Origin of the sequence: Gordonia zhenghanii, assembly GCF_021738965.1 — a bacterium.
Lineage (GTDB): Bacteria > Actinomycetota > Actinomycetes > Mycobacteriales > Mycobacteriaceae > Gordonia > Gordonia zhenghanii.
The window spans coordinates 1-26,903 of record NZ_JAKKOQ010000003.1; the positions used below are offsets into that span (position 1 = coordinate 1).

The window sequence follows — 26,903 nt, forward strand, 5'->3', positions numbered from 1 at the left end:
CTGGGCGCGGTCGGGGCTAGTCCCCGGTTTTGCCGCTGGCCTCCCGAGACTTGCGACCACATAGTGGTCGCAAGTCTCGGACGAGCGGGTTATCCACACAGCCAGTTGCGTCGCCAACGATGGGTCGCCGTCCACCGCGGCGTCTACGTCGCCCACACCGGCCAGTTGACCTGGATTCAACGCGCGTGGTGCGCGGTCCTGGACACCACGCCGTCGGCGCTGAGCCATGACTCGGCGTTGGACGCCGTGTCGGGCAACGGCACCTCCCGCGGACCGATCCACGTCAGCGTCGACGGTCACCGCAACGTGCGACGCAGATCCGGCGTCGTCGTCCATTACCGCGCCGACCTGTCGGACGTCACCCTCGACACCAGCCCGCCACGCGTACGGACAGAGGAGACGGTCCTCGACGTCGCATCCGGCGCATGCACCGAACTTCGTGCCGTCGCGCACTTGTCCGACGCTGTGCAGAGCCGGATCACGACGGCGGACCGCCTGCTCGAGGCGCTCGCGCGGCGCGGTCGCATTCGCCGGGCGCCCTTCCTGCGCGAGGTCCTCACCGACGTCGCGCAGGGCGCATGCTCGGTGCTGGAACATGCCTATCTGACGGACGTCGAACGCGCACACGGACTCCCGACGCCCATCCGGCAGGCTCCGACCGGTGTCGGTCGGCCCGGGTTCCGCGACGCCGACTATCCCGACCTCGGCCTCGTCGTCGAACTGGACGGTCGTCTCGGGCACGTCGACCCCGTGTCACGCGATCTGGACCTGGAACGCGATCTGGACGCGGCCGTCCACGCCGGTCGTCGAACGGTACGCGTCGGTTGGGGGCAAGTCCTCGAGCGGAAGTGTTCGACGGCGCTGAAGATCGCGCTCGTCCTCGCTCAGGAGGGATGGACCGGCAGACCCCATCCGTGCGCCGCGCCCGACTGCGCACTCCGAGACTGGTCTACGTGATCCGAGACTTGCGACCACTATGTGGTCGTAAGTCTCGGACTAAACGCCCCAGACGGCGCGCGCTCCAGTGTCGCCCGCTCGGAAGACGAGGTAGACCGCGGCGATCGCCGCGACGACACCGAGGACTCGCGCGACGACGTCGACGGCTTTGACGACCGACGGCGACAGCTTCAATCGTTCGGTCACCAGCGGCAAGCCGATCAAGTACAGGAGTGCGGCGGCGCCGAACAGGCATCCGGTCCCGACGATCACGACGTCGCCCGCCGACGTGTGCTCCTCGACCGCAGGGGACGCCAGTCCCAGCCGATGCTCCAGGTTCTCACCCGCAGTGGTCGCGATCGGGGTCACGATCAGCCCGATGAGCGCGAGGATCGCGGGCATCGGCCCCATCCAGGCCCTCGCGCGCGGCCACACGGCGGCCACGATCACGGCGAGTGCCGCCAACGGCACGATGACGACGACGAGGTGAACGATGAGCGGGTGCACGGGCAGACCGTCGATGGTGTCCATTGGCAAAGCTAAGCACGATCATTCGGCCGACGCTGGGCGATCACGCTGGTCGAGCGGAGTCGAGACCTCGGTAGTCTGACTGCCGTGGACCTACCGAGCCTGCCGCTGCTGTCGCTACTCGCGGGCGGAGCGCTCGTCGCAGGGTGGATCGACGCCGTCGTCGGCGGTGGCGGGCTCGTACTCCTCCCCCTACTGCTGATCGCGTTCCCCGCCGCAGCGCCTGCCACCGCCCTCGGCACCAACAAGCTGACCGCGGTCTGGGGCACGGCGACAGCTGCGCTCATGTACTTGCGGAAGGTGACGGTCAGCCGTCGGCTCGTGGCGATCAGTGTTCCCGTCGCCGGACTGTCCGCGGTCGGCGGCGCGCTCGCTGCGTCTGCCGTCAGTTCGGATGTGATGCGGCCGTTCGTCATCGTCCTGATGCTCGCGGTCGGCGTCTTCGTCTCGTTGCGTCCGCAGTTCGGGGCGACCCACGAGTCACGCGAACCGGTCTCGCGTATCCGCTTCGTCGTCGCGGTCGGAGCCCTCGCCGTGATCGGCTTCTACGACGGCGTGTTCGGCCCCGGAACCGGGCTGTTCCTGATCATCACCCTCACCGCTCTTCTGCATCAGAGCTTCCTGCAGTCGGCGGCGATAGCGAAGGTCGCGAACACCGCGACCAACGTCGGCGCGCTCGCCGTCTTCGCATCGCAGGGACACGTCATGTGGCTGCTCGGCGCGATCCTCGCCGTCGCCAACATCGCAGGCTCGGTCCTCGGCTCACGCCTCGTCCTCGGGAGCGGCACCAAGATCGTCCGCTACGCGCTGCTCGTCGTCGTGGTCGTCATGGCGGTGAAGCTGTCGTACGACCAGTTCTCGTAGTCCGAACAAAGTACATCATTCAGACGATAGTGATATTCGTAATAAATGCCTCGCTAGGCTTGCGTCACGTTATCCCCCTATGCGTGACACAGTCAGAATCGAGAATACCGAGTGACGAACGCTCCCCCTTCCGGCCCGACCCCGACTGACCCCCAGTATCCGGATGCCCAATACCCGAATCCCCAGTACCCGGCCCACCAGTACCCGAGCGGCCAGTACCCGAATGCCCAGTATCAGCAAGCCCCGCAGGGCGGGATGCCTTACACGCCGCCGGTGAAGAAGAAGACCAAGAAATGGCCGTGGATACTCGGTGCCATCGTCGTCCTTATCATCATCATCGCTGCGACCAGTGGCGGCGGTGAAGACTCCTCGTCGGCCGGAGACACCGCCAACGCCGTCGACGCCGTCGACGCCGGCACCGGCGCCGGGAACGAAGAGCAGACAGACAACGGCTCCGATGCCGCGGCCATGAATACGCCCGTTCGCGACGGAAAGTTCGAGTTCGTGGTGACCGACGTCGAGAGCGGACTTTCTGAAGTAGGCGACAACCCCTACCTCAATGAACAGGCCCAGGGCCAGTTCGTCGTCGTCTCCCTGACCGTGAAGAACATCGGCGACAAGGCGCAGTCGTTCAGCCCGGGCGACCAGAAGCTGAAGGATTCACAGGGTCGCGAGTTCGAGACCGACACCACCGCGCAGGTCGCTCTCGGCGGCAGTGACATCGCAATCTGGGACAGCATCAACCCCGGCAACACTGTGAGCATCAAACTCGTCTTCGACATGCCGAAGAATGCGAAGCCCGCATCGATGGAACTACACGACTCCATGTTCTCCGACGGCGCTGACGTCTCACTCAAGTAGTGCCCGGCGCCGACTACATGTGTGGATCGTTACCCGATTCGGGTAACGATCCACACGTGAAGCAACGAAAGGTCTCGACTCCGCTCGACCAGCGGCGGAACGCTCCGCTCGACCAGCGGAACCAGTCTCGACCAGCGAGGGTCAGGTCAGATCGGCATCAGGTAATGCTTGCGCTCGGTGCGGATGACCGTCTTGTCGCGCAACTGGGCGAGAGCCTTACGGAGCTGCAGGCGAGTCTGCGACGGCTCGATGACGGCGTCGATGTACCCCTTCTCTGCGGCCAGGTACGGGTTCGCCATCATCACGTTGTAGAAGTCGATGAAGTCGCGGCGCACCTTGTCGGCGTCGGCGACCGACAGTCCCTCGGTCTGACGGCGAGTCAGCATGACGGCGGCCGACTCGGCACCCATCACCGCGATCTTCGCCGTCGGCCACGCGAAGTTGATGTCCGCGCCCAACTGCTTGCAGCCCATCACCGCGTACGCGCCGCCGTAGGCCTTGCGCAGGACGACCGTAACCTTCGGCACGTCGGCTTCGACGTACGCGTACAAGAACTTGCCCGAACGACGAATCGTGCCCTTCTGCTCTTCGACGACACCCGGCAGGATTCCCGGAGTGTCCACCAAGAACACCAGCGGAATGTTGTACGCGTTGCAGATGCGGACGAACCGGGTCGCCTTCTCGGACGCGTCCGTGTCCAAGGTTCCGGCCATCACGTTCGGCTGGTTCGCAACGATGCCGACGCTGTGGCCGTCCACGCGCGCGAAACCGGTCAGGATGTTGGGCGCGAAGATCTCCGCGACCTCGTGGAATGCGCCGTCGTCGAACAACCGCAGGATGATGTCGTGCATGTCGTAACCCGCGTTGTCGCTGTCCGGCATGAACTCGTTCAAGCTCAGATCCGACTCGGTGATCTCCGGTTCCAGGCCCGGGTTGATGACCGGCGGCTGCTCGTACACGCTCGACGGCATGTACTGGAGGTACTCGCGAACCCATTCGAACGCGGCCTTCTCGTCCTCGGCGACATGGTGGATGTTGCCCCACCGCGCCTGATTGTGAGCGCTGCCCAAATCCTCCGCCGAGATCTCCTCGCCGTTGACCGCCTTCAAGATGTCCGGTCCGGTGACGAACATGTAGCTCTTGTCCTCGACGGCGACGAGGATGTCGGTGTTCGCGGGCGTGTACACGGCACCGCCTGCGCACTTGCCGAGGATCACCGACACCTGCGGGGCCAGACCGGACAGCAGATCGTTGCGGCGACCCATCTCCGCGTACCAGGCCAGTGAGGTGACCGCGTCCTGGATGCGGGCGCCCGCCGAGTCGTTGATGCCGACCATCGGGCAGCCGAGCTTGCCTGCCCACTCCATCAGCGCCGACACCTTGCGGCCGAACATCTCGCCGACGCTGCCACCCATCACCGTCTGGTCGTGACTGAACGCAGCGACCGGGCGGCCGTGAACCAGACCGTGGCCGGTGACGACACCGTCGCCGAACCCGCTGTCGTCCGCACCCGCAGCCTTGACCAACGCGCCGACCTCGACGAACGTGCCCTCGTCGAACAGCAGCTCGAGACGCTTACGCGGCGAGAGGATGCCCTTCTTGGCGCGTTTGGCGACAGCCCGCTCGCCGCCCGGCTCTTCGGCGACCGCCAGCTTCTGCCGAAGCTCGGCGAGCTTGCCTGCAGTCGTATTGCCTGCTGTCGGGTTATCAGTCACGGCGTCTCCAGTTCTTCCATACGCTTACGCAAGTCCGATGCGACCTTCGCGATGTGCGGCTCGTCGACGATGCCGAGGTGATCGCCGCCGATGTGCAAGATCTCCAGATCGTCGACGACCTCGCCCCACCGGCCGTCCTCGTCGATCTCCGCCCACTGCGGCTCCAACTCGATCGCACCGTCGTGCATCTTGTCGGCGCGGTACAAGACCACCTTGCCGTCGTAGCGCGTCGGCTTGATGTTGCTCAACACGCGGTTGTCGATGAACGACGTCCGCTGATGCTCGATGATGCCGCCCGGGATCTTCGCGTCCGACATCGCCATCATCTCCATGATGATCGCGAACTGCTCGTCGTCGTCCGCGTCGACCAGACGATCCATCGGCACCGGGATGTTCTCGTCCAGACCATAGGTCTTGACCGCGAAGTTCTTCCAACGTTCCAGTCGGGCCCGCTTGTTCTCCGGGGTGTCCGGGACATCCTTGCTCGGCCGCACCACGTCGATGAGGCCGACGAACGCGACCTCCTCGCCTGCCGCCGACAACGTCTGCGCTGCGCCGTACGCGAGTCCGCCGCCGAGCGACCAACCGACCAGCACGTACGGGCCGTGCGGCGCGATCTCACGGAGCTTCGGCAGATACTGCTCGACGCGCTCGGCGATCGTTCCCTCGACCCGGTCGAAACCGATCACCGGCACATCGTCGGGCAGACGCTTCACGAGCGCCTCGTACGCCGTCGTGTTGCCGCCCGCCGGGTGGAACAACAGCATCGGAGCCGGGTCGCCCGCAGTCGTGTCGAACACGTGCTGCGGCTTCCCGTCCTTCGACGGGACCTGCAGATACCGGACGAAGCCATCGACGTCGCCCGCGTCGTCCATCTGCTGACGGACATAGTCGGACAGTTCTTCGATGGTCTCCGAGTCGAGGACGTCCTCGACGTCGACCTCGCCGCCCGTCCGCTCGTTGAGACGATCCGTGAGCTTCTGCGCAGTCTCCTCGTCGAGCACCGGCAGCTTGTTGAAGATGCCGCCCGCCGACTTCCCGGTCACCACCGCGTACGCACCGAACGTCAGACGCTCCGCGGCATCACGCGGCGGGACATCCGACCCGGCGGCCTCGGCGACCGCGGCCTGCGACGAGAGATCCGTCGGTTCGGCGTCAGGCGTCGTGGGCTCGCTCTGCTCGAGGTCTCGACTCCGCTCGACCGACGGGGTGGGCTCGGGGTCTCGACTCCGCTCGACCAGCGGAGAAGGCTCGACCGACGGGGTGGGCTCGGCCGGGGCCGCAGCCTCCTTCGCGAGCTCCTCGTCGATATAATCGTTGAGGGCTGCGGTGTCGAGCTCGCCGCCTGCGGCCACCTGCTCGTTGAGAGTGTCGAGCTGGTCGCGGTGGGTCACCGCGAACTGCACGAACTTCTCGACGTCGCCGAAGTTGGCCTGACGCATCGCCTGGAGTTGGAGCTGCGGGATGTCGAACTCGTACTCGACACGGTTCTTGATGCGGACCGCCATGAGCGAGTCGAGGCCCAGCTCGATGAGCGGGATCTCCCGCGGCAAGTCCTCCGGGTCATAGCCCATCGACTCGCCGACGATGATCGCCAGACGATCGCCGACACTCTGGCCCGACTCCGGACTCCACTTGTCGCCGATGTCGTCGACGATCTCGTCTTCGACGATCACGTTGTCGGGTCTCGACTCCGCTCGACCAGCGGCGGAAAGCTCGGCATCAGGTCTCGACTCCGCTCGACCAGCGGAAAGGGGATCCGCTCCACCAGCGGAGAGAGCCGAACCGGTGACCGCGGCCTCGAAGAGAAGGGCGTGCGCGCTGTCCGCGTCGGCGTGGACGGTGATCGCGCCACCGCCGGGATGGCGGGTGAACGTCGTCGTGACCGTGCCCTGCGACGGGATCGGCCGCACCGACTCCGTCGCCGCGACGGCGGCGTCCGATCCGAGGACGTGTTTGGCCGCGGCCAGCACCAACTCGCGAGGATCGGTGACCGCCGACGCGCTCACCGACCACGCGTGACGCCCGTCGGGAAGCCCGACGTGCGCACCCGGGACTGTGCCGGTGCCCGAGCCGCTCGCGACGGTCGCCGACAGCCAGTACGGCTTGCGGTCGAAGCGGGTACGCGGAATGTTCGCGAACGACACGTCCTGGCCCGAGCCGAACAGCGACGCCACGTCCACCGGATGACCGTGGACGTACAGCTTCATCAGCGCGTTGACCAGGCCGTAACTCTCGTCTTCCTTGCGGCGGAGCGTCTCGACGAGTTCCGCGTCGTGTACGCCTGCACCGAAGGTCGTCGCGGCGACCGAGATGAGCACTGCGGGGTTCGGCGACAGCTCGACGAACGTCCGGTGCCCAGCCTCCACCGACTTCGCGATGGCCTGCGCGAACCAGACGCTGTGGCGCAGGCCCTTCAGGAAGTAGTCGATGGTGTGGATCGGCTCGTGGCCAGCCCGGTAGAAAGCCTCCCGATCGACGGAGCTGTAGAGACCGACGTTCAGACGCTGCGGCTCGATGCCGGTGATCTCGTACGACAGCTCGCCGAGCAGCGGATCCATCTGCGACGTGTGGCTCGCGCCCTTCGTCTGCAGTTTGCGACCCAGTTTGCCGTCGGCCTCGGCCCGCTCGACGATCGCGTCGACCTGCGACTCCGGCCCGCCGATCACCGTGTGGGTCGGCGCGGCGTAGACGCAGATCTCCAAGTCCGGGAAGTCGACGAGGACGTCGTTGATGTCGTCCGCGCTGTACTCCACGAGAGCCATCAGACGGATGTCGTCGCCGACCAGCATCGACTCGCCCTCGCCCATCAGTCGCGAACGCTGGCAGATGACCCGAGTCGCGTCCTCGAGTGAGAGTCCGCCAGAGAGGTAGGCCGCCGACGCCTCGCCCATCGAATGCGGGACGAGCACGCCGGGCGTCGCACCGTGATGCGCCATCGTGTCGGCCAGCGCCACCTGGATCAGGTAGATGCCGATCTGCGCGGTCTCGATCGCGTAGGTCTGCTCGTCGTCGAGGAAGATCTCGACCATCGAGTAGCCGAGTTCACGCTCGATGATCGCGTCGACGCGGTCGGCGTACTTCGCGAACACCGGGTTCTCGGTGTACAGCTGCTTGGCCATCTTGCGGTGCTGTGAACCGAATCCGGACAGCAGCCAGACCGCAGATGCGGCATCGGGAGCGTCGCACGTGTACACGAAGGGCAGCGCCTTGCCGTCGGCGACGGCACGCACGCCCTTGACGGCGTCCTCGTAGGTCCGCGCCATGACGACCGACCGCGTACGACCGTGGTTCCGGTGCGCCAGCGTGCGGCCGATGTCGACGAGCGGGGTCGTCTTGCCCTCGTCAGACTCCAGCCACGCGAGCAGGTCGGCGGCGCTCTTGCGTCGGCGTGACGCGAGGAAGCCGGAGATCACGAGCGGCACGACGGCGCCCTCGACCGCGGCCGGCGCGAATCCGTCAGCCGGATCGGTCTCGGCGACGGCGACGGGTTCGGGAGCGCGTGCCGCCTGCGCGGCGAGCACGGCGCGCTCGGCCTCGGTCAAGTATTCGTCGTCATCGTCATCGGCGTCGACGACCGGGGCAGCCGCGACCGACGTCGTGTCAGCGCCTGCATCGACGGTCTCGACGAGATCGGCCGGCAGGACCTCGCGGACCACCAAGTGCGCGTTGGTGCCACCGAAGCCGAAGCCGGACACGCCGGAGATCGCGTGACCCGAATACCGCGGCCACGGCGAGTTCTCGGTGACGACCTTCAGATTGGTGGCGTCGAACTGAATGTACGGGTTGGGTCCGACATAGTTGAGTGACGCCGGCAGCTCGTCGTTCTGCAACGAGAGGACGACCTTCGCGAGAGCGCCCGCACCTGCGGCGGCTTCCATGTGGCCGAAGTTGGTCTTCGCCGAACCGAGGAGCATCGGGTACCCGGGCAGACGGCCGCGGCCGGCGACTCGTCCGAGCGCATCCGCTTCGATGGGGTCGCCGAGGACCGTGCCCGTACCGTGCGCCTCGACGTAGTCGACGGTGCGCGGGTCGATCGCCGCATCCTGGTATGCGGACCGCAGGACCTGGACCTGAGCTTCCGGGTTCGGGGCGAAGATGCCGTTGGACCGACCGTCCGAGTTCACCGCACTGCCGGCTACGACGGCCAGTACTCGGTCGCCGTCGGCGCGCGCATCGGCGAGCCGCTTGAGGACGAACACGCCGCCGCCCTCCGAGCGGATCATGCCGTCGGCGTCCGACGAGAACGCCTTGATGCGTCCGTTGGGCGCCATCGCGCCGATCTGATCGAAGCCGAGTGTGGCCGCCGGGGTGATCAGCATGTTGACGCCGCCCGCGATCACGACGTCGGAGTCGCCGCTGCGCAGGCTGCGGACCCCTTCGTGGACGGCGACGAGCGACGACGAGCACGCGGTGTCGATCGCCAGCGACGGCCCGTGGAAGTCGAAGAAGTAGGAGACACGGTTCGCGATGATCGACGTCGCGGTGCCCGTCAACGCGTACGCCGCCGTCTCGCTGGCGCCCTCGTTGAGACCCAGAGTCGCGAGAAGCTGGTAGTCGTTGGTCGACGTGCCCATGAAGACGCCGACCTGTCCGCCGCGCAGATCGCTGGCCGGGATGTGGGCGTGCTCGAGGGCCTCCCACGTCAACTCCAACGCGAGGCGCTGCTGCGGATCGACGTTCTCCACTTCGCGCGGGGACATCTGGAAGAAGTCGGCGTCGAAACCTGCCACGTCGTCGAGGTATCCGCCTTGGACGTTGCCGTTCTCGAGGGCTTCGGCCAGTCGCGGGTCGGCCTTGAACTCGCCCCACCGCTCATCCGGCAGATCGGAGATGCCGTCGACATTGCCGATCAGGGCCTGCCACGTCGACTCCGGCGTGTCACCGGCCTTCGGGAAGCGGGTCGCGATACCGACGATCGCGATGTCGTCTGCGTCGTCGCGCTCACGCTCCCAGTAGCGGTCGGCCTCCACGTCGAGGTCGGCTTCCGGATCACCCTCGATGATGCGGGTGGCGAGCGAGGCGATCGTCGGGTGGTTGTAGACAGCCGTCGCGTTGAGGATGACACCGGTCTTGTCTTCGACGTCGGCGGCGAGGGCCACGGCGTCGCGCGACGAGAGTCCCAACTCCTCCATCGGACGTTCGACGGGGATCGTCTCCACCGACTGACCGATCGCGGTCGCGACCCACTGACGCAGCCAGTCTCGCAACTCGTCGACTGTCAGGCCGCCTGCGGTCTCGCCTGCGTTTTCCGGGACACCGGACGCACCGGTGGGAGTGTTCTCAGACATCGTTCTTCACCCTACTGCTCGGCCCCCGACGCGTGGTAACAGACAAGCCCGGTGCATCGCCGCATTCGCGACGCACCGGGCTGCTGGAATGACTTATTCGCCCGTGTCCGGGAACGCGGTCTGCTGGTAGCCGCCGCGCAACGTCCCGTCGATGTAGGCGGTCTTCGTGGCACGGCGGGCGATCTTGCCGCTCGACGTGCGCGGAATGGAACCGTTCGGCACCAACAGCACGTCGCGGGCCATCACACCGTGGCGGCCTGCGATGGTCGCGCGGACCGCGTCGGCCACCTCCTGCGGGTCGGCTTTGCGTCCCGGGCGTTCGGCGACGATGACGAGTTGCTCGGACGCGTCGTCCGGGTCTCGGGTCAGTCCGCTGAAATCGCCTTCGAAGACCTCGTCGGGCAGCTGGTTGGCCGGGACCGCGAACGCCGCGACGAAGCCCGGGCGGATCGCTACGCTGGCGTCTTCGGCGCTGCTCTCGAGATCCTGCGGGTAGTGGTTGCGGCCGTCCACGATCACCAGGTCCTTGACGCGGCCGGTGATGTAGAGCTCGCCGTCGTGGTAGACGCCGTAGTCGCCGGTGCGCATCCAGGTGCTGCCGTCTGCCGTGCCCTCGGCATGGCTGCCCTCCGGCAACGGGTTGGTCAGCACGTTCTGGAACGTCTCGCGGGACTCCTCGTCCTTGTTCCAGTAGCCGACGCCCATGTTGATTCCGTGCAGCCAGATCTCTCCGACCCGACCGTCGGGGAGCTCGGTCGCGGTGTCGTGATCGACGATCACGGCCCACTCGCTCAGCGCGACCTGACCGCAGGAGACCTGCGCGACGACGTTCTCGGCGTTCTCGTCGACCTCGACGAACTCGCCCGCGTTCAGCTTGTCGCGGTCGACGTAACTGATCTTCGCCTTGTTGTCCCGCTGCGTCGCCGACACGAACAGCGTCGCCTCAGCCATGCCGTAGCACGGCTTGATGGCCTTCTCCGACAGTCCGTACGGCCCGAATGCCTCGTTGAACTTGCGCATCGAGCTGACGGTGACCGGCTCGGAGCCGTTGATCAGTCCGATCACGTTCGACAGGTCGAGTTCTTCCCCGTCCTTCGGCAACCCGCGCGCGGCGGCGTGCTCGTATGCGAAGTTCGGTGCGGCGGCGAAGGTCGGCGAGTGGTCGGCGTCTGCCGCCAACTCCTTGATCCACCGGCCGGGCCGACGGACGAACGCCATCGGACTCATGATCGTGATGTATCGGCCGCCGAGCGCGGGCAGGATCACCGTGAGGAGTCCCATGTCGTGGAACATCGGCAGCCAGGTGACGCCGCGCGCATTGCGGTCGATCTCGATGCAGTCGTAGATCTGCAGGACGTTGGCCGCCACTGCCTGATACGTGATCTCGACGCCTGCGGGCACGCGCGTCGAACCGGACGTGTACTGCAGGTACGCGACCGACTCGAGGTTGTTGCGGCTGGCCTCCGGCGGAGTCCACGCCGAACCGACCGAGTCCGGGACCGCGTCGACGGCGATGACGCGCGGACGCTCCTTGGCCGGACGGTCGGAGAAGAAGTCGCGGACCGCTTCCGCCGACTTCGTCGACGTGAGGATCGCGGCAGGCGTGCAGTCGGCGAGGACGCCGACGAGGCGGTCGGTGTGTCCGGGCTCGTCCGGGCTGAACAGTGGAACCGCGACGGTGCTCGCATACAGCGATGCGAAGAACCCGATCACGTACTCCAGCGACTGCGGCGCGAGGATCGCGACACGGTCGCCCGGCTTCGTCACCTGCTGCAGGCGGGCCGCGACGGCGCGCAGCCGCTTGCCGAACTGCGCCCACGTCAGGTCGATCGCCTCACCGTCGCGCTCACGACTGAAGTCCAGGTAGCGGTAAGCGAGAGTGTCGCCGTTCTCGCGGACGTTGCGCTCGACATAGTCGACGAGAGTCGCATCGTCTTCGAAACGGAGATTGCCGGTGGCGTCGAGGAACTGCTCGAGCTCGGTGTTCAGCATCCATTACTCCTGTCCGCGGCTCGCGACCGCGGTGTTCGGTGTCTTCGTCACGTGCTCGACGTCGCGGTTGCATCCGCGCCGGTCCCCGTTCACACGCAAAACCTCGTTGATTCTACTCTCCCCGCAGAAGCGGGATGACGGGTGCGAAAGCATCCATCTGAGTCGGGAAGATCCCGACGTAACTCATCGTGGTCCGGCGACGGACCTCACGGATCTGTTCGGCGATCTCCTCGAACGTGCCGAACGCCAGATACGGCGACGCCAGGATGTCGTCGACGCTCAGTTCGACGTCGCGCGCGATGTTCGGCGGATACCCCTGTTCGAGGGCCTTGAGTGCCATCTCCGCCGTCGCGACCCGGTCGTCGGTGACGACGATGGTCGCGATGGTCCAGTTGAGTTCGATCTCGTCGAACCGCTCGCCCGCAGCCTGCCGGATCCGGTCCACTCGTTCGACGGTCTTCTCGATCGTCATATCCGACAGACGGAGCAGTCCGTCCTTCGTGGTCCCGGTCGCGACGGAGATGATGTCGGCGTGCTTGGCCGCCAACGCCAGCATCTTCGGCCCGCCGCCACCGACGGCGATCGGCGGTCGCGGTCCCTGACGCGGCCGAGGGGTGCCCGTCAGATTGTTGATCGTGTAGAACTCGCCGTCGAAATCGACGGTCTCGCCGCGCATCAGACGGTCCAGGATGGTCAACGACTCGTCGAGTCGACGGATCCGCTCCCCCGGCGAGCCGAACTCGATGCCTGCCTTGTCGAACTCCTCCTTCATCCAACCCGAGCCGATGCCGAGTTCCAGACGGCCCTTCGACAGGACGTCGATGGTCGTCGCCTCCTTGGCGAGGACGGCGGGATGGCGGAAGCCGTTGGCGAGGACGGACGTCGCGAGCCGAATGGTGCTGGTCGCCTGCGACAGCGCGCCCAGCGCCGCGAGCGGACCGACCTGGTTGCCGAGATGATCCGGGATCGCGAACGTGTCATACCCGTACTCTTCGGCGGTCTGGGCGAGTTTGACAAACTTACGGGCTCCGCCCTCGTCCTTGTTCCCTTCGCCGCCTGCACCGAACCGAAACTTACGCAGCCCGGCCGCGTCATGCGTCGTCGAGTCGGGTGTACTCACGCAACGTCTCCTCGTTTCAGGGGCCCCCGCCGGTCGGCCGGGGCCTCAACCCGAGCAGGTTACCGCAGGTACACCACGCCTTCCCAACCATACGGCGTGAACAGCGGCGATATTACCCGCGCGTCAGGTCTGTTCGCGGATCAAACCCGAAGCCCAGGCGGTCATCCATTGCGTTGCCGTGTCGCCGTCGAGTTCCCAGTAACGAGTGGTCGCGTACATCGCGTGGACCGGGTTGGTAGCCGCATTCGCGAACTGGCCGATGGCTTTCAACGGCGAGGTGACCGTCGGAGCCTCACAGATCAGATCGCCCTTCGCGCAGATCGAGTAGGTGCGCTCTTGCAGCGACCCGAATCCGCCCGATCGTGCACCGGTCATCGTGGTGCCGGGAATCAGCGACCCCACGCCGCCGAGCGAGACCTCGGCGCCGACGCCCTTCGGGCTCGGTCCGACGTCGTTCTGCTGACCGGACTGTCGACGACCGTCGGCGATCAGTCCGACGCCGAGGACCAGATCCTGATCCTGTTCAGGCAACGGGCCGCGGCCGTTGCCGATGTCCGATGCGATGTCGCCGACGATGACGGCGCCCTGGGAGAAGCCCATGAGCACGTACTTAGTCAGCGGGCAGTGCTCCGACGTCTTGCTGATCTTCTCTTCGGCGCGGCGCTTCCCCTGGGCACGCGAGGTGTTGTACGTCGCCTGTCGGTCGCCGATGTCGGCCGGGTTCCGGAACTTCGCCATGTACGGCACCGTGTACACGTCGGCCGTGCTCTCCGGGAACTTCTCCTGCAACTGCGAGCTGACCTTCAGCATGAGCGAACGCTTGTTGGCGGTCGGATCATGCGGGTCGTCGCGTGCGCTGGACTCCCACGTGCCCGGCACGACGAGCGCGAGCACGTCCGAGCAGTCGGCAGGCTGGGTGTCTGGACGCTCCGGCGCACTCGACTTCGGCGGAGCGGTCGGCGGCCCGCCCGGCTCCGGAGGGGCGGGCTTGAGAAGCACGACCACCAGGATCACGATCAGTATGAGGGCCGCGATCGCGAGGGCCGCGACGATCAGTGCGGCTTTGCCGAGCCGCCGAAACGGCGACCCGCTCTTCCGACTGGCTTTTCTCTTGCTCACCCGCTCAGCAGAGGTTCCGGTCCGCGGAGCGGATCACTTTGCCTGCACGGTCTTTCGCCTGGGCCTCGTTATCGGTCATCGGACCGATCGCTGCCGTCACGAACGCCTTGATCATCGTCGAGTCGGTCTTCTGCTCACGCTGGGCACACACGTACTTCCCCATGGTCAGCGCGACGTTGTTGTCGGTGTCGCCCATGAACTCGACCTTCTGACGCTTGAGATCGGCGAGGTACGCCTTCTCCGAATCGGTCAGCTTGGTCCCGCTCGGCGTGGTGACGCCGGGAAAGTTCTTCGGCACCTTGGTCGACGAGTTCGGCTTGGTCTCCGGCGCGGACGAGCTGGCGCGCGATGCGCCCTCCTCGGCTTCCTTGGACGCTTCCGAGTCGTCCGCCGACTTCGACACGCTCGACGAGGAGGATCCGTCGACCGACGTCGTGGTGACGGCGTCGGTGCCGATCGGCGCACTGGTGGTCGTCGAGTCGTTGCACGCCGCCAGCGCGCCGACGGCGATCAGCGCTGCACCGGTGATCGCCGCGAGGCGGAAGAACTTCACACTCATGTCTGCGACCTTACCGGCACGATCTGGTGAAACAGGCCTGCGAACCGATCCCCACGAGGAAGCCACGGGCAATACTCAGGGAGCGTTCAGGCAGGTGGTGGGTCATATCACTAAATCGGCGGTCACTCGACCCGGGCACCGGACTGCGGCGTCCACACGATCTTGCCTCGCTCGAACGTGTTGAACTTGACTCCGTTACGTCCGGTCTCTTCGTCGGACGTCGGGAGACCGAGGCGCTCCATCGCGGGCACGTACACGCCGCCGATCGCACCGCCGACCACCTTGGGCCCCTTCGGGCCGGTGAAGATGCGTCCGTTGCGGAAGTCTTGTGCTCGACCGCCCGGCACCGCGTACTCGGGAGTGAGGCAGCCGCCGAGACCGCGAATCTGCGGGGCCTTCTTGAACGCGCCGCCGACGGTGCACGCGACCTTGTCGCCGGACAGTCCGAGTGCCCCGGCCACCTGCGGCCACGCCTGGACCATCTCGAACTGCCAGTACGGCCACGTGTGGGTGCCGGACGGGCGATAGACGGCCTGACCGTGGATCCCGAGCCGGTTCAGCTTGGAGGCGAACTGCTGGCTGGTGACACGGGAGAGGACCTCAAGACCGACACCCGAGTAGTTGGTCGCGAGCATCGGGATGTCGGACGGCTTGTCGTGCGGGCCGACGACGCCGTTGCCGGACGAGATGTACAGGCTGGTGCCCTTGAGTTCCTTGGCGAGCAGATACGGGTCGTGCTCCTTCCACGCCGGATCGCTCGGCGGGCCGAACATCTTCGACGAGTCGTAGCCACCGCCGTCGCGCAGCGCGAACTGGATCGCCTCCGGCATGCCGTACGACGTCATCTGCAGGATGCCCGAGAAGGAGCCGGCGAACTTGTAGAAGCCGGGGTTGCGCGCCGCGAGCATCATCGCGGCGGAACCGCCCATCGAAAGACCTTCTACGGCACGCACGTCGGTGGAACGCCAGTCGTTCTCCAGAATCGGCGGCAGTTCCTTGGTCAGGAACGTCTCCCACTTGTAGTTCTTGCCGCGGTCGGGTTCCTTCCAGTCCGTGTAGAAGCTCGACTCACCGCCGACCGGCAGGACCACGTTGACGTTCTTGTCGGCAAAGAACTGCTCGACGTTCGTGTTGAGGATCCAGCCGTTCTGATCGTCCTGCGCTCGCAGACCGTCGAGCATGGTCAGCTGAGGGAACTTCTCCTTCGGCTTGGCGAACCAGTCACGGGCCAGCAGCAGCTGCACCTGGATGTCGGTGTTCATCGCAGGCGAGTGCACCCAGATTGCGGCGCGGTGCGCCGAGTACCAGTTGACCTTCGTGACCGTCGCGGGCTCGGTCTTCTTCGGCGCAGGCTTGCGCTCGTCGTCCTTCTTCGGCGCCGGACGTGAGTTCTTCGTCTTCGGCGCCTTCTTCGGCGTCTTCGGCGCCACCTGCGTGGTCGGCGCGGGCTTCGGGTCGGCGTGGGCGACGGGCCCACCGCCGACCACGAGTGTCGCGCTCGCGGCGATGGCCACGGCCGCCACGACCTTGCGCGGCATCGCCGCCGTCTTCCAGATCTTCACTTCGTGCTCCTCGAGGTGCCCCGGGTCAGTCTCTGCACGCACTTCTGCGCGCGCGTCTGAGAAATTTCTACACTGAAGGTAGAGGGTTTTGTGCGCGCCACGCTGTTACTCGTGTGAATTGTGTGACTAATGTTTCATTCGGTTCGTAGCGACCTGGGGTTTTACTGAAACGGGTCACACAGGCGGGGCACAGCGATCCCGCGCGGCACCTGAACGAAGACACGGAAAAACGAGGCGCCTCCCGTACGGGAGGCGCCTCGTTCGAAGCGAGTCAGACTCGGGTCAGCGGAAGAAGCCGCGGTGCAGTGCGTTCCAGACCATGTCCTGCCAGTAGCCCCAGGCGTGGGTGCCGTTGGCGTAGTAGGTCATCGGACGCAGACCCTGGACCGTCGCACTCAGCTCGAAGGCCTTCGTCTGAGCGAACGCCAGCAGCTCGAGCGGCGTGCCCTTGAAGAAGTCGTCGATGATGTTCTGCGGGTAGTTGTAGCGCCCGAACAGACCGTTGCCCGCACCGATGTACAGCTTCAGGCCGTGCAGTTGGTTGATGATGCGTGCCGGGTCGTTCGCGGCCCAACGCGGGCTCCACGGCGGGCCCCACATCGAGTCGATGTTCCACGGGGCGGGGGCGACGTCGAGCATCGCGGCGCGGAGCATGGTGCGCATGCCCGGAGCGGTCAGGAAGTTGTAGCCCGACAGCGAGCCTGCAGCGTAGTAGAGGTCCTTGCGCTTGGCAGCGTGGACGAGCGCGGCACTACCGCCCATGGACAGACCCATGATCGCGTACTTGCCGCCCTTGCTTCCGAAGCCCTTATTGCGGAGGGCGGGCACCAGACGGTTGTCGATGACACAGCCCCACATGTAGCGCTTCTTCTGGCCGTTGAAGTTCGAGGGAGCATCCCAGTTGGTGTAGAAGCTGTTCGGGCCACCGACGGGCTCGACGACGTTGACGCCGTGGTTCACCAGGTTCTGAACGTTGCTCTCGATCTCCCAGCCGCTGCGGTCGTACCGCGCGCGCATGCCGTCGAGCAGGATCACCGTGCGCTTGTTGCCGCCCTTCTTCCAGGCGCGGACCTTGACCTTGCCCGGCTTCATCGACTTGTTGCCGAACGCACCGTTGGTCGGCATACCGCAGGCGTCGATCCAGAACTCCTGGAAGCCCGGTGCCGCCTCGGCCTTGCCCGAGCCGATCGACGTGGACATCAAGCTCATTGCGGTGACGACCGCGAGGACTACCGCCGTCAGCTTGCGCCCGAGGCGCCGCGTGCTCTTCGCTTCACGCATTGACTGAAATCTCCCTAACGTTGTTCACGACCCGTGGGCAGCTCCTCTGCCCGCGGACCGTCTGTCGGCCGGTGCCGCTCGCGATTCACACACGCCACATCCACATCGGATGGACGAAGCTTATCTAGAGCAACACCCCAACCCAAACGCTGTGACTCTAATCACGCGTGTCGGTACTGGTTCCAGCCGTTCGGTTCGCGCTCGCCCCGAACGGGGTCGAACTCTGTCACTTCTATCGATCAACCGCGAATGGACGTTACCGTTTCGAGACAAACAACGGCAAGCCATTGTCACATCTGTCACTCATATAGATCACAGGCTGCGTTGTGTTACCTCTCATCAACGCCGACCGACTCATCTGGGCTGTTTCTCGTCCAGATTCGTCGGCTCCTGCAGACCGCAGCGCAAGATCTCGTACTCGGGCTGACGCGCGATCCGATAGCCGTTGAAGTGCACAGAGTCCGACAGATTGGCCTTGAACCGCGCGAAGCTCCACGTCCCCTGATACGACTTGAACCGCTCTTGAGTGTCCGGACAGGTCAGCGCGACCTGCGCCAGTTTCACCTGATCGCTCGACATGTACGCAGGCAGACCCGGCCTGTTGGTCACACCGCCTGACTCGGCGACGACCCAGGCGCTCGACAAGTCCTTGTCGTGTCCGATCCGGCCGTCTTCCAGGCGGGCCGTGTGCGCGGCCAGCGGGTACGCCAAGCCCATCTGGTCGATCACCCGCACGTCCAACGGCGCGTTCATGCTCGTCATACCGAGGTTGAGGAAGTAGACGGTGGTCTCCGGCGGCATCGTGTCCGGCAGTGCGGCGACGTACCACTCGTCGTAGTTCTGCGACGGCAGAATGATTCCGCCCGTCTTGCGCACCTCACGGATCTTCTCGACCATCGCCCGCATGCGCGGATACTCGAGATAGTCCTCGGCGGTCACCGGGTTCTCGTTCGCCATGTTGGTGGTGTAGAACGTCCGCTCGTCGACGATGCCGTTGCGGCCGATCGTGGTTCCCGCGTTGGGCAGCGTGTTCGCGTGCACTGCGACGCCCCACCAGACGGTGGCTCCGACACCGGCGAGCACCGCGACCGCGGCACCGAGCCGCACGCGTGCGTCTCGAGTCCGCAGCGTCGCGGGAACGACGACCGGGACCACCATGACCGGCAGCAACAGAATGAACAGCGGGGTGAGCAGGACGCGACCGTGCATGAAGTCGCCGCCCTGGCGCACCCAGTACACCGACAGAACGAGTCCCGCGAGCACCATGGTCGCGACCACCGCGCGCGGACTCTGCAGCCCGGCGGAGAACGAAGCGGACCGCTTCGTGAAACGCTCGCGCGTCGATGGGGCAGCGTGGTCGTCGAGGACGTCGGGCACGTCCTCGTCGCGTTCGGCGACACGAATCGGTTCGTCGGAACGGGGACGGCCCACTGTGGCGAGGACCGCCAGGATCACGCCGACGACCACCGCGATGATCACCGGGATCAACAGGACGTACGGACCGAAGAGATTTCCGAGATACTCCAGTCCCTGCGACCACTTGGATCCGCTCGCGTCCTTGGCGATGGCCGGGTTCGGCACCAGCACCGCGTAGTAGCCCATGCGGAAGATCTGGTACCCGACCGGGAGGACGCCCGCGACGACGACCATCGCGATCCGCATCTTCACGCCGATCGGCGAACAGAACAGCACCAGCAGGACGAGGGCACCGAGCACGGCGCCCTCGGGACGGACCAGCGGCGCGAGTCCGGCGGTGAACGAGAGGAGCAGGAAGGCGGTACGCGACCACGTCGTCGGCTCGGTGCCGCGACGGTGCGCCCACGCCACCAGCTGACACCACAGCGCCGCGACCCAGAAGATCGTCAGACCGTTCTCCAGACCGGACGTCGCGAAGTCGCGGGCAGGCGGGACCGCGATGTACACGACTGCGCCGAGCGGCAGGAGCAGACCGACGCCCGCGGACGTCACCGTCGTCCCGTACAGGCGCGCGGTGCCGTACATGGCGAGTGGGATCGCCGACACAGACAGGACGAGGGCCACCCACAGCGCGACGTACTCGGTCTGTTCGGCTCCGGTGACCCACGAGAAGAACCACACGATGTAGGTCCACGCCGTGGACGTGTTGACCTCGACGCGTTCTCCTGCGTTGAAGACCGGACCGTTACCGGCCAGCAGGTTGCGGACGGTGCGCAGGACGATCAGACCGTCGTCGGCGATCCAGCGTCGCTGCCAGGCGCCGATCGCGAACAGGACGGTCACCGCGATCGCCCCGACAGAGAAGCTCGCGACCGGGCCGATCAGCCGCTTACGCGGTGCCGAGCCTCCGGTCGGCGAGCTCCCAGGCGTCGAACGTTCAGTGTCAGACCGGGACATAGACGGCCACACCCACGAGAATCACCCACGCGATCGCGAGCGCCTGCAGGACGCGGTCGCCGAGCGCGACCTCTTCGGGTTCGCCGGCCTGGCCGCCGTCGACGTCGACGGCATACCGCAGGATCGCAATCGTGAACGGAACCATCGAGATCGCATAGAAGACGTTCTCTTCGTGACTCGCGTCGAAGGCCCACAGTCCGTAGCAGAGGACCACGGCGGTCGCCGACAGCGTCCAGACGAACCTCAGGTAGGTAGTCGTGTAGTACTGCAGCGACTTGCGGATCTTGGCTCCGGTGCGCTCGGCGAGCTGAAGCTCGGCGTAGCGCTTGCCCGCCGCCATGAACAGCGAGCCGAAGGCCATCACGAGGAGGAACCATTGGGACAGTCCGTCGGGCAGTTGGGCGGCCACGCCGCCGGCGATTGCGCGCAACAGGAAGCCCGACGAGACGATGCAGACGTCGATGACGGCCTGGTGCTTGAGGCCGAAGCAGTAGCCGAGCTGGATGCCCAGGTAGACGGCGATGGTGACGGCGGTCTGCCAGTTTGCGAGAGCAGCGATGCCGACCCCGGCCACTGCGAGTACTACGGCGAGCACGAATGCGAGGTTGCGCGGTACGACTCCCGCTGCGATCGGGCGGAAGCGTTTGGTCGGGTGCGCCCGGTCGGCTTCGACGTCGAGCGCGTCGTTGATCAGGTAGATCGACGATGCGACGAGGCAGAAGGCGACGAAGGCGATGCCGACGCGGCCCATGGCCGCACCGTCGGTCAACGTGTCGCTGCCCGCCGCCATCGGCGCCGCCAGCACAAGGACGTTCTTGACCCACTGACGCGGACGCATCGCCTTGATCAGTCCTGCCGGAAGACTCTTCGGCGGACCTGTCACGCCGGTGTCGTTCGGCTCCTCGCTCATCTACTGCTCCTCGTTCTTCGCGTCGGCGACGATGACCGCTCCGGCCGTGAGCGCCCCGACGATCGCTCCCGCAGCCACATCGGAAGGGTAATGGACGCCGAGCACCAAACGTGAAACGAGCATAGGCGGCACGAGCGCCGCGGGCAGTGCGACCATCGGCAGTCCGGCGGCCCGACCGAGCAGAATCGCTGCCGCGGTCGTCGACGTCGCGTGGCTCGACGGGAAGCTCAGTTTGCTCGGCGTCCCGACGCCAACTCGGATGTCCGGGTGGTTCGGACGTCGACGACGCACGATCCGTTTGACGACGACCGACGCCGCGTGCGCCGTGAACGCGCCTGCGCCCGCTTCGACGTACCGGCGCCGCGCGACGGTGTCGCCACGACGGTGCGCGAGGAGGGCTCCCGCTCCGGCCAGCGCGAGCCAGCCGAGCGAGTGCTCACCGAAATGGGAGAGTCCGCGCGCACCCGAGAGCACGCCGGGTCGATCGGCGATCGCCGACTGAACGGCGACGAGCAGTGCCGCCTCGCCGGTCGCGGGCGAGTCGGTGAATTCCCGGCCGTCAGTCGATTCCCCGCCGTCAGTCGATTCCCGGCCGTTAGTCGATTCCAAAGACACGGGCCCAACTCTCTTTGCTCACCAGATCGCTGTGCGCGTCACGGTATTCGGTCCGCATGTCGTCGAAGCGCTCCCGCAGTTGTTTGACGAGGTCTGCAGACTCGCGGCCGAGCGCGATCATCGTGTCGCGGTCGCGTTTGCGGTAGACGACTCCGCGACCGTCGGCGGTCGTGACGGTGACTCCGTCGACTCGGCCGAGGGAGAACCAGCGCGCCTCGATCGGCGGGTAGTTGGCCTGCGGCACCTCGTGGTGCCGCGGATCGGCCGGCCGCGCGTTGTTGGCGATCGCCTTCACCAGAGTCTTTGCCTTGGCCACGGGCCCGGTGGGCACACTGACACCGAAGCCGGTGGCTTCACCGGACGTGCGCGGCAGTTCCTGCGCGGACGGCAGAACCACCGCGTCGGAGTACTGCTTGCGGATGCCCGCGACCTTGCCGAGTGCGGTCGGCAGGATCGATCGGATGTGGTCGGGTCCGGCGAGGAAGTCGCGGATCGCCTCGTTCTGGATGGCCACCGTCGAGTACTCGAGGCAGAGCAGGTGCTTGGCCGTCGCCTTGGCCATCGACTTGAGGATGCTGTCGATGGAACCGTCGGTGTACATCGATGCGACGACGAGCCGGTTCCGCAGATGGAAGTACGCCTGCCAGTCGATGGCGTCGTCCTTGTCGCTCCACGCCATGTGCCAGATCGCGATCCCAGGGACGGTCGCCGTCGGGTAGCCGGCCTTGGCCGCGCGGAGCGCGAACTCCCAGTCGTCCCACTTGATGAACAGCGGGAGAGGCAGTCCGATCGTCTCGGCGACCTCGCGCGGGTACATGCACATCCACCAGCCGTTGCCCTCGACGTCGATGCGTCGGTGCAGGTGCTGCGAGTTCTCGCGGTCTGTGAGCGGGTACTTGGCGAAGTTGTGGTCATACTCCACGTGCGGTGCCGCGGTCCACATGAACTTGTTGCGGTCGATGACTTCGCCCATGCAGTGCAGGTGGCTGCGCTCCTGCAGGTTGAGCATCTGGCCGCCGACGAGCATCGGGCTCTTCGCGAACCGCGACATGGCGAGGGCACGCAGGATCGAGTCGGGCTCGATCATGATGTCGTCGTCCATGTACAGGATGTACGGGCTGTCGGTGAGGCGGAGCGCCTCGTAGAGGATGCGCGAGTACCCGCCGGATCCGCCGAGATTGCCCTGGTCGAAGATGCGCAGGCGGTCGCCGAGCGCAGTCGCGGCGTCGGTGTATCCGGGCTCGTCGACGACCTTCTTGGTGCCCTGGTCGGGCATGATGACGGCGTCGATCACACCGTCCACGAGCGGGTCGGACGTGAGCGCGGCCAGTGCCGCGACGGCGTCAGTCGGGCGGTTGAAGGTTGGGATGCCGACGGTGACGCCCGCGCGGTCGTTCCCGGCGGGTTCGATCGTCGCGTACCAGCCGGCCGACACGATCTCGGTCTCAGTGTCGGTCGTGACGTCGAACCAGATCCAGCCGCCGTCCTCGAACGGGCCGAGATCGGTCTCGAGTTCGATGACTCCGGTTCCGTCCTCGCCGATCTCGACGAGGTCGCCGCCGATGCCGATACGCGAACCGTCGATCTTCGATCGGTACAGGTCGACGCGAGCAGTGCCGGTGACTTCTACTCGCAGGACCACCGATTCCAGGACGCTCCAGCGCCGCCAGTACGACGCGGGGAACGCGTTGAAGTAGGTGGCGAAGCTCGCTTCCGAGTCCGCTCCCAGCTTGACGCTCGTCCGGCTCGGAGCATGGGCGCGCCCACTGTTGGTCTCCGCCTCGTCCAGGTAGAGGGACCGCACGTCGAGCGGTTCGCCCGGCCGCGGGAAGATGACCCGCTGCAGAAGGCTGACGGCCGCGCTCTTGGTTCCCGTCTCCGAGTTGCTCATCTACTCCGCTCCCGACGTCAGCGGCGCACCGTCTCGCAGATGCGGGGCCAACGTGTTGTCGAACATGGTCAGGGCACTGGCGATCGCCATGTGCATGTCGAGGTACTGGTATGTGCCCAGGCGGCCGCCGAACAGAACCTTGTTGTCGCTGGTCTCGGTCTTCGCGAGTTCGCGATAGGCGGCGAGCATCTCGCGGTCGTCCGGGGTGTTGATCGGGTAGTACGGCTCGTCGTCGTCCTTGGCGAACCGGCCGAACTCACGCATGATGACCGTCTTGTCGGACGGGTACTCCTTGCGTTCCGGGTGGAAGTGGCGGAACTCGTGGATCCGCGTGAACGGGACATCGGCGTCGTTGTAGTTCATGACGGGCGTGCCCTGGAAGTCCCCGGTCGGCAGCACTTCCGTCTCGAACTCGAGGGTCCGCCACCCGAGGCGGCCTGCCGAGTAGTCGAAGTAGCGGTCCAACGGGCCGGTGTAGACGATGGGCGCGTCCGGGTTCGCTGCACGCAGCTCGTCGCGTACATCGAACCAGTCGGTCGACAGACGCACGGTGATCTTCTCGTCGGCGGCCATGTTCTCCAGCCACGCGGTGTAGCCGTCGACGGGCAGACCCTCGTGGGAGTCGCTGAAGTACCGGTTGTCGAAGGTGTAGCGGACCGGCAGGCGGGTGATGTTGCCTGCGGGCAGGTTCTTGGGGTCCGTCTCCCACTGCTTGGCCGTGTAGTGCTTGATGAACGCCTCGTACAGCGGGCGGCCGATCAGGCTGATCGCCTTCTCCTCGAAGTTCGCCGCCTCCGTCGACTCGATCTCCGACGCCTGGTCGGCGATCAGCGCACGCGCCTCGTCCGGCGAGAAGTACCGACCGAAGAACTGCGACACCAGTCCGAGCCCCATCGGGAACTGGTAGGCCTGGCCGTCGTGCATCGCGAACACGCGGTGCTGGTAACCGGTGAAGTCCGTGAACTGGTTGACGTATTCCCACACCCGCTCATTGGATGTGTGGAACAGGTGCGCACCGTATTTGTGGACCTCGATGCCCGTCTCGGGTTCGGCCTCGGAGTAGGCGTTTCCGCCGATGTGGTCGCGCCGGTCCAGGACGAGCACTCGCTGTCCGAGCTGGGTCGCTGCTCGCTCTGCCACGGTCAGGCCGTAGAACCCGGAGCCGACGACGATCAGATCGAATTCACTGTTGTTCGTCACAACAGGTCAGGGTAACGGACTGAACCTGAGTATTCGCCGAGCACACGGTCGGGCGGGCGGCAGATCACAGTCGGTCGGATCACACGGGGACTGATCGGCCCAGAACTTGACGATCGGCGCTGGGCGGTCTTACCCCAGCGCCGATCGTCAGTCCGGTGTCGATCAGTGCAGCCCGTCGCGATTCGGGTAGCCGAGCTTCTCCAGGCCGCCCTGGGCCAGGTAGTCGGTGAGTGCGTCGCCGAACAGGGCGTGCGCGCCGGTCAACGGACTGAAGTAGAGGACGCCGTTCTCCAGCACCTGGACGAGACCTTGCATTCCGTGGCCGTCGGTGATGAGTTCGGGCGCGCTGACGGTGCCCGTTGATCCCTGGCTGTTGTCGCTGCGTTCCCGGTTGACCGGACGTTCGAGTGCCGCGGCCTTCAGGTCGAGTGCCTTCGTGCCCTCTTCGATCAGCTTCTGGATCAGCGGCTGCATCTGACTGGTGATTCCGTCGATGTCGCCGGGCATGCCGAACGCGGACAGACCCGGGACGACCTTGTTCAGAATATCCGTGAGCGGCGAGAGATCGAGGAGTCCACCACCGCCGCCGGGCGCCTCAGGACCGACTTTCGGTTTGACGATCTTCGGCATCGACTTCTGGCCCTGTACCGAGAACCAGTCGGATTTGAGCTGCAGCTTGGTGCGCGCTTGGTCGCCGGTCGCTTCCACCGTCCGGTTGGTGCCGACCACCCGGACCTTGACGGCGCGGCCGCTGCCGTCGCCGAGGCCGTTGGCCTCGCTGACTTCGAAGCTCTTGAGGGAGCCGACGCCGAAGGCCGACGCGATGCTCCCGGCGCTGACCGTCGCCTTCCAGTTGTGGGTCGGGGAGATCGAGTCGCCCGCATCCACGACCGCCGGGAAGTCTCCGCCCGCGGTGTAGCCACCGGTGGACGCCGAGAACTCGGTGAGAGCCGGCTTGCCGTTGAGGAGTCGGATCTGTCCGGCGGTTGCGTCGGCCGCCCGACTGGTGCGCGGATCCTCACCGCCCGCACCGTGGTACATCTGCGACGACTGCGTGTTGTCCATCTTGCGGCCCTGTTCCAGGCCGGCGAGGATGTACGACCGGGCGGCGACCGCCTGCGCCTTGAGCGCTTCGAAGCCGCCGGTGTCACCCCACGACGGCATGGACTCCTTCGGAATCACACCCTTCACGTAGTCGTCGACGTGCAGCTTGTTGACGACACCCGACGAGCCGAGGCCGACGGATCCGCGGTATGCCTCGTCGCCTGCGCAGAAGGTGAGGAGTTCGTTCGCGGGACGGTTCGGCGCGGTGTTGATCGGATCGACCTGGGTTGCCGGGACCGTCTTGACGACGGGGCCGCCACACCCTCGGGTGATCGTGGCGTTACCCCCGGACAGGCTGACCGCCTGCCCGGGAGCCACCGTCTGGCCACCTACGCGCATTCCCGCTGCCGCATGGACACTGACCGACTTCTTCTCACTGAGTGAGACCGTGACGTCGGACTTGCCCACCTTCCCCGCGGTGGTGTTGCCGTAATAGTGACGCAGGATTCGATCCGCAGACCACCCCTTCTTGGCGTAGCCGTACGCGCCCCACTGTCCGAGACCTCGGCCGTGACCGTGTCCGTGCCCGACCAGGGTGATGGACGAATCAGCAGCGAGGCCGACGTCTCCGTCGAGGAGGTCGGTGCCGCCGACGAGGAGGCCGCCTGCGACCAGCGCAGGGGCCAGCCCAAGTGCGGCGAAAGTGAGAGTTCTCTTCTTGGCGCGGCTCGGTCGGACATTCGGCACTGCAAACCCCTTTGGGCGGGACCTCAGATACATCTCCTGTGGCCCGTGTGACTTGTGGGACTCCTGTGACAGTAGTGAACAAACTGCGTCCGCGCCAAGCTCACGCGGTCACAACCGAGTCACGTCTATAGAACGCAAGTTCGAGTGAGGACCCACCCGCTGGTCGAGCGAAGTCGAGACCCACCCGCTGGTCGAGCGAAGTCGAGACCCACCCGCTGGTCGAGCGAAGTCGAGACCCACCCGCTGGTCGAGCGAAGTCGAGACCCACCCGCTGGTCGAGCGAAGTCGAGACCCA

The 26,903-nt window shown here is 66.1% G+C and carries 18 protein-coding genes; 3 read left to right on the top strand and 15 right to left on the bottom strand.

Annotated elements, in window-relative coordinates; genetic code table 11:
- Positions 1 to 105: 105 nt before the first annotated feature.
- Positions 106 to 957 carry a hypothetical protein gene (locus tag L5G32_RS03510; protein ID WP_237009646.1) on the top strand — a complete coding sequence of 284 codons (852 nt, stop codon included), beginning with the start codon at positions 106 to 108 and terminating at the stop codon, positions 955 to 957.
- Between the two features lie 39 nt (positions 958 to 996).
- Here the strand turns inward: L5G32_RS03510 and L5G32_RS03515 are convergent, their stop codons facing one another.
- Positions 997 to 1,467 (bottom strand): DUF2231 domain-containing protein, encoded by a 471-nt coding sequence (locus L5G32_RS03515; RefSeq protein WP_237009647.1) that lies wholly within the window; start codon positions 1,465 to 1,467, stop codon positions 997 to 999.
- Positions 1,468 to 1,551: 84 nt separating this feature from the next.
- Between L5G32_RS03515 and L5G32_RS03520 the strand changes: the two genes are divergently transcribed.
- Together L5G32_RS03520 and L5G32_RS03525 are read left to right on the top strand one after the other, a co-directional pair.
- On the top strand, positions 1,552 to 2,328 hold the full coding sequence (locus L5G32_RS03520; protein WP_237009648.1) for a TSUP family transporter: 777 nt from the start codon (positions 1,552 to 1,554) through the stop codon (positions 2,326 to 2,328).
- A 111-nt stretch (positions 2,329 to 2,439) separates the two neighbouring features.
- Positions 2,440 to 3,189, top strand: a complete 750-nt coding sequence (locus L5G32_RS03525; protein WP_237009649.1) for a DUF4352 domain-containing protein — start codon at positions 2,440 to 2,442, stop codon at positions 3,187 to 3,189.
- Positions 3,190 to 3,335: 146 nt separating this feature from the next.
- Here L5G32_RS03525 and L5G32_RS03530 read toward each other — a convergent pair whose 3' ends face one another.
- The 14 genes from L5G32_RS03530 to L5G32_RS03595 all read right to left on the bottom strand — a co-directional run bounded on the left by L5G32_RS03530 (position 3,336) and on the right by L5G32_RS03595 (position 26,608).
- Positions 3,336 to 4,904, bottom strand: a complete 1,569-nt coding sequence (locus L5G32_RS03530) for an acyl-CoA carboxylase subunit beta (RefSeq protein ID WP_237009650.1) — start codon at positions 4,902 to 4,904, stop codon at positions 3,336 to 3,338.
- A complete protein-coding gene (pks13, locus tag L5G32_RS03535) occupies positions 4,901 to 10,195 on the bottom strand; it encodes a polyketide synthase Pks13 (RefSeq protein WP_237009651.1) in 5,295 nt (1,764 codons plus the stop codon). Before pks13 ends, L5G32_RS03530 begins: the two co-directional genes overlap by 4 nt.
- A 93-nt stretch (positions 10,196 to 10,288) precedes the next feature.
- On the bottom strand, positions 10,289 to 12,187 hold the full coding sequence (gene fadD32 / locus L5G32_RS03540) for a long-chain-fatty-acid--AMP ligase FadD32 (RefSeq protein ID WP_237009652.1): 1,899 nt from the start codon (positions 12,185 to 12,187) through the stop codon (positions 10,289 to 10,291).
- Positions 12,188 to 12,299: 112 nt separating this feature from the next.
- Positions 12,300 to 13,307 carry an LLM class F420-dependent oxidoreductase gene (locus tag L5G32_RS03545; RefSeq protein ID WP_237009653.1) on the bottom strand — a complete coding sequence of 336 codons (1,008 nt, stop codon included), beginning with the start codon at positions 13,305 to 13,307 and terminating at the stop codon, positions 12,300 to 12,302.
- A 123-nt stretch (positions 13,308 to 13,430) separates the two neighbouring features.
- Complete coding sequence (locus tag L5G32_RS03550; RefSeq protein ID WP_308192008.1) at positions 13,431 to 14,426, bottom strand: cutinase family protein; 996 nt, start codon at positions 14,424 to 14,426, stop codon at positions 13,431 to 13,433.
- A gap of 4 nt (positions 14,427 to 14,430) precedes the next feature.
- Positions 14,431 to 14,985 carry a hypothetical protein gene (locus L5G32_RS03555; RefSeq protein WP_237009654.1) on the bottom strand — a complete coding sequence of 185 codons (555 nt, stop codon included), beginning with the start codon at positions 14,983 to 14,985 and terminating at the stop codon, positions 14,431 to 14,433.
- A 122-nt stretch (positions 14,986 to 15,107) separates the two neighbouring features.
- On the bottom strand, positions 15,108 to 16,547 hold the full coding sequence (locus L5G32_RS03560; RefSeq protein ID WP_372491626.1) for an alpha/beta hydrolase-fold protein: 1,440 nt from the start codon (positions 16,545 to 16,547) through the stop codon (positions 15,108 to 15,110).
- 282 nt (positions 16,548 to 16,829) lie between these two features.
- Positions 16,830 to 17,828 (bottom strand): alpha/beta hydrolase, encoded by a 999-nt coding sequence (locus tag L5G32_RS03565; protein WP_237009655.1) that lies wholly within the window; start codon positions 17,826 to 17,828, stop codon positions 16,830 to 16,832.
- 354 nt (positions 17,829 to 18,182) lie between these two features.
- Positions 18,183 to 20,201, bottom strand: coding sequence for an arabinofuranosyltransferase AftB family protein (locus L5G32_RS03570; protein ID WP_237009656.1), 2,019 nt, complete (start codon positions 20,199 to 20,201; stop codon positions 18,183 to 18,185).
- Positions 20,188 to 21,111 (bottom strand): decaprenyl-phosphate phosphoribosyltransferase, encoded by a 924-nt coding sequence (locus L5G32_RS03575; RefSeq protein WP_237009657.1) that lies wholly within the window; start codon positions 21,109 to 21,111, stop codon positions 20,188 to 20,190. The genes L5G32_RS03570 and L5G32_RS03575 overlap by 14 nt, the downstream gene beginning before the upstream one ends.
- A complete protein-coding gene (locus L5G32_RS03580) occupies positions 21,112 to 21,726 on the bottom strand; it encodes a phosphatase PAP2 family protein (protein ID WP_372491627.1) in 615 nt (204 codons plus the stop codon). It lies immediately after the preceding gene.
- Positions 21,707 to 23,617 carry a glycosyltransferase gene (locus L5G32_RS03585; protein ID WP_237009658.1) on the bottom strand — a complete coding sequence of 637 codons (1,911 nt, stop codon included), beginning with the start codon at positions 23,615 to 23,617 and terminating at the stop codon, positions 21,707 to 21,709. Before L5G32_RS03585 ends, L5G32_RS03580 begins: the two co-directional genes overlap by 20 nt.
- The gene (glf, locus tag L5G32_RS03590; RefSeq protein WP_237009659.1) at positions 23,618 to 24,817 is read right to left on the bottom strand and encodes a UDP-galactopyranose mutase; all 1,200 of its coding nucleotides are present in this window, start codon (positions 24,815 to 24,817) and stop codon (positions 23,618 to 23,620) included. It abuts the gene before it with no gap.
- A 162-nt stretch (positions 24,818 to 24,979) separates the two neighbouring features.
- Positions 24,980 to 26,608 (bottom strand): SpoIID/LytB domain-containing protein, encoded by a 1,629-nt coding sequence (locus tag L5G32_RS03595; protein ID WP_237009660.1) that lies wholly within the window; start codon positions 26,606 to 26,608, stop codon positions 24,980 to 24,982.
- Between the last annotated feature and the right edge of the window lie 295 nt (positions 26,609 to 26,903).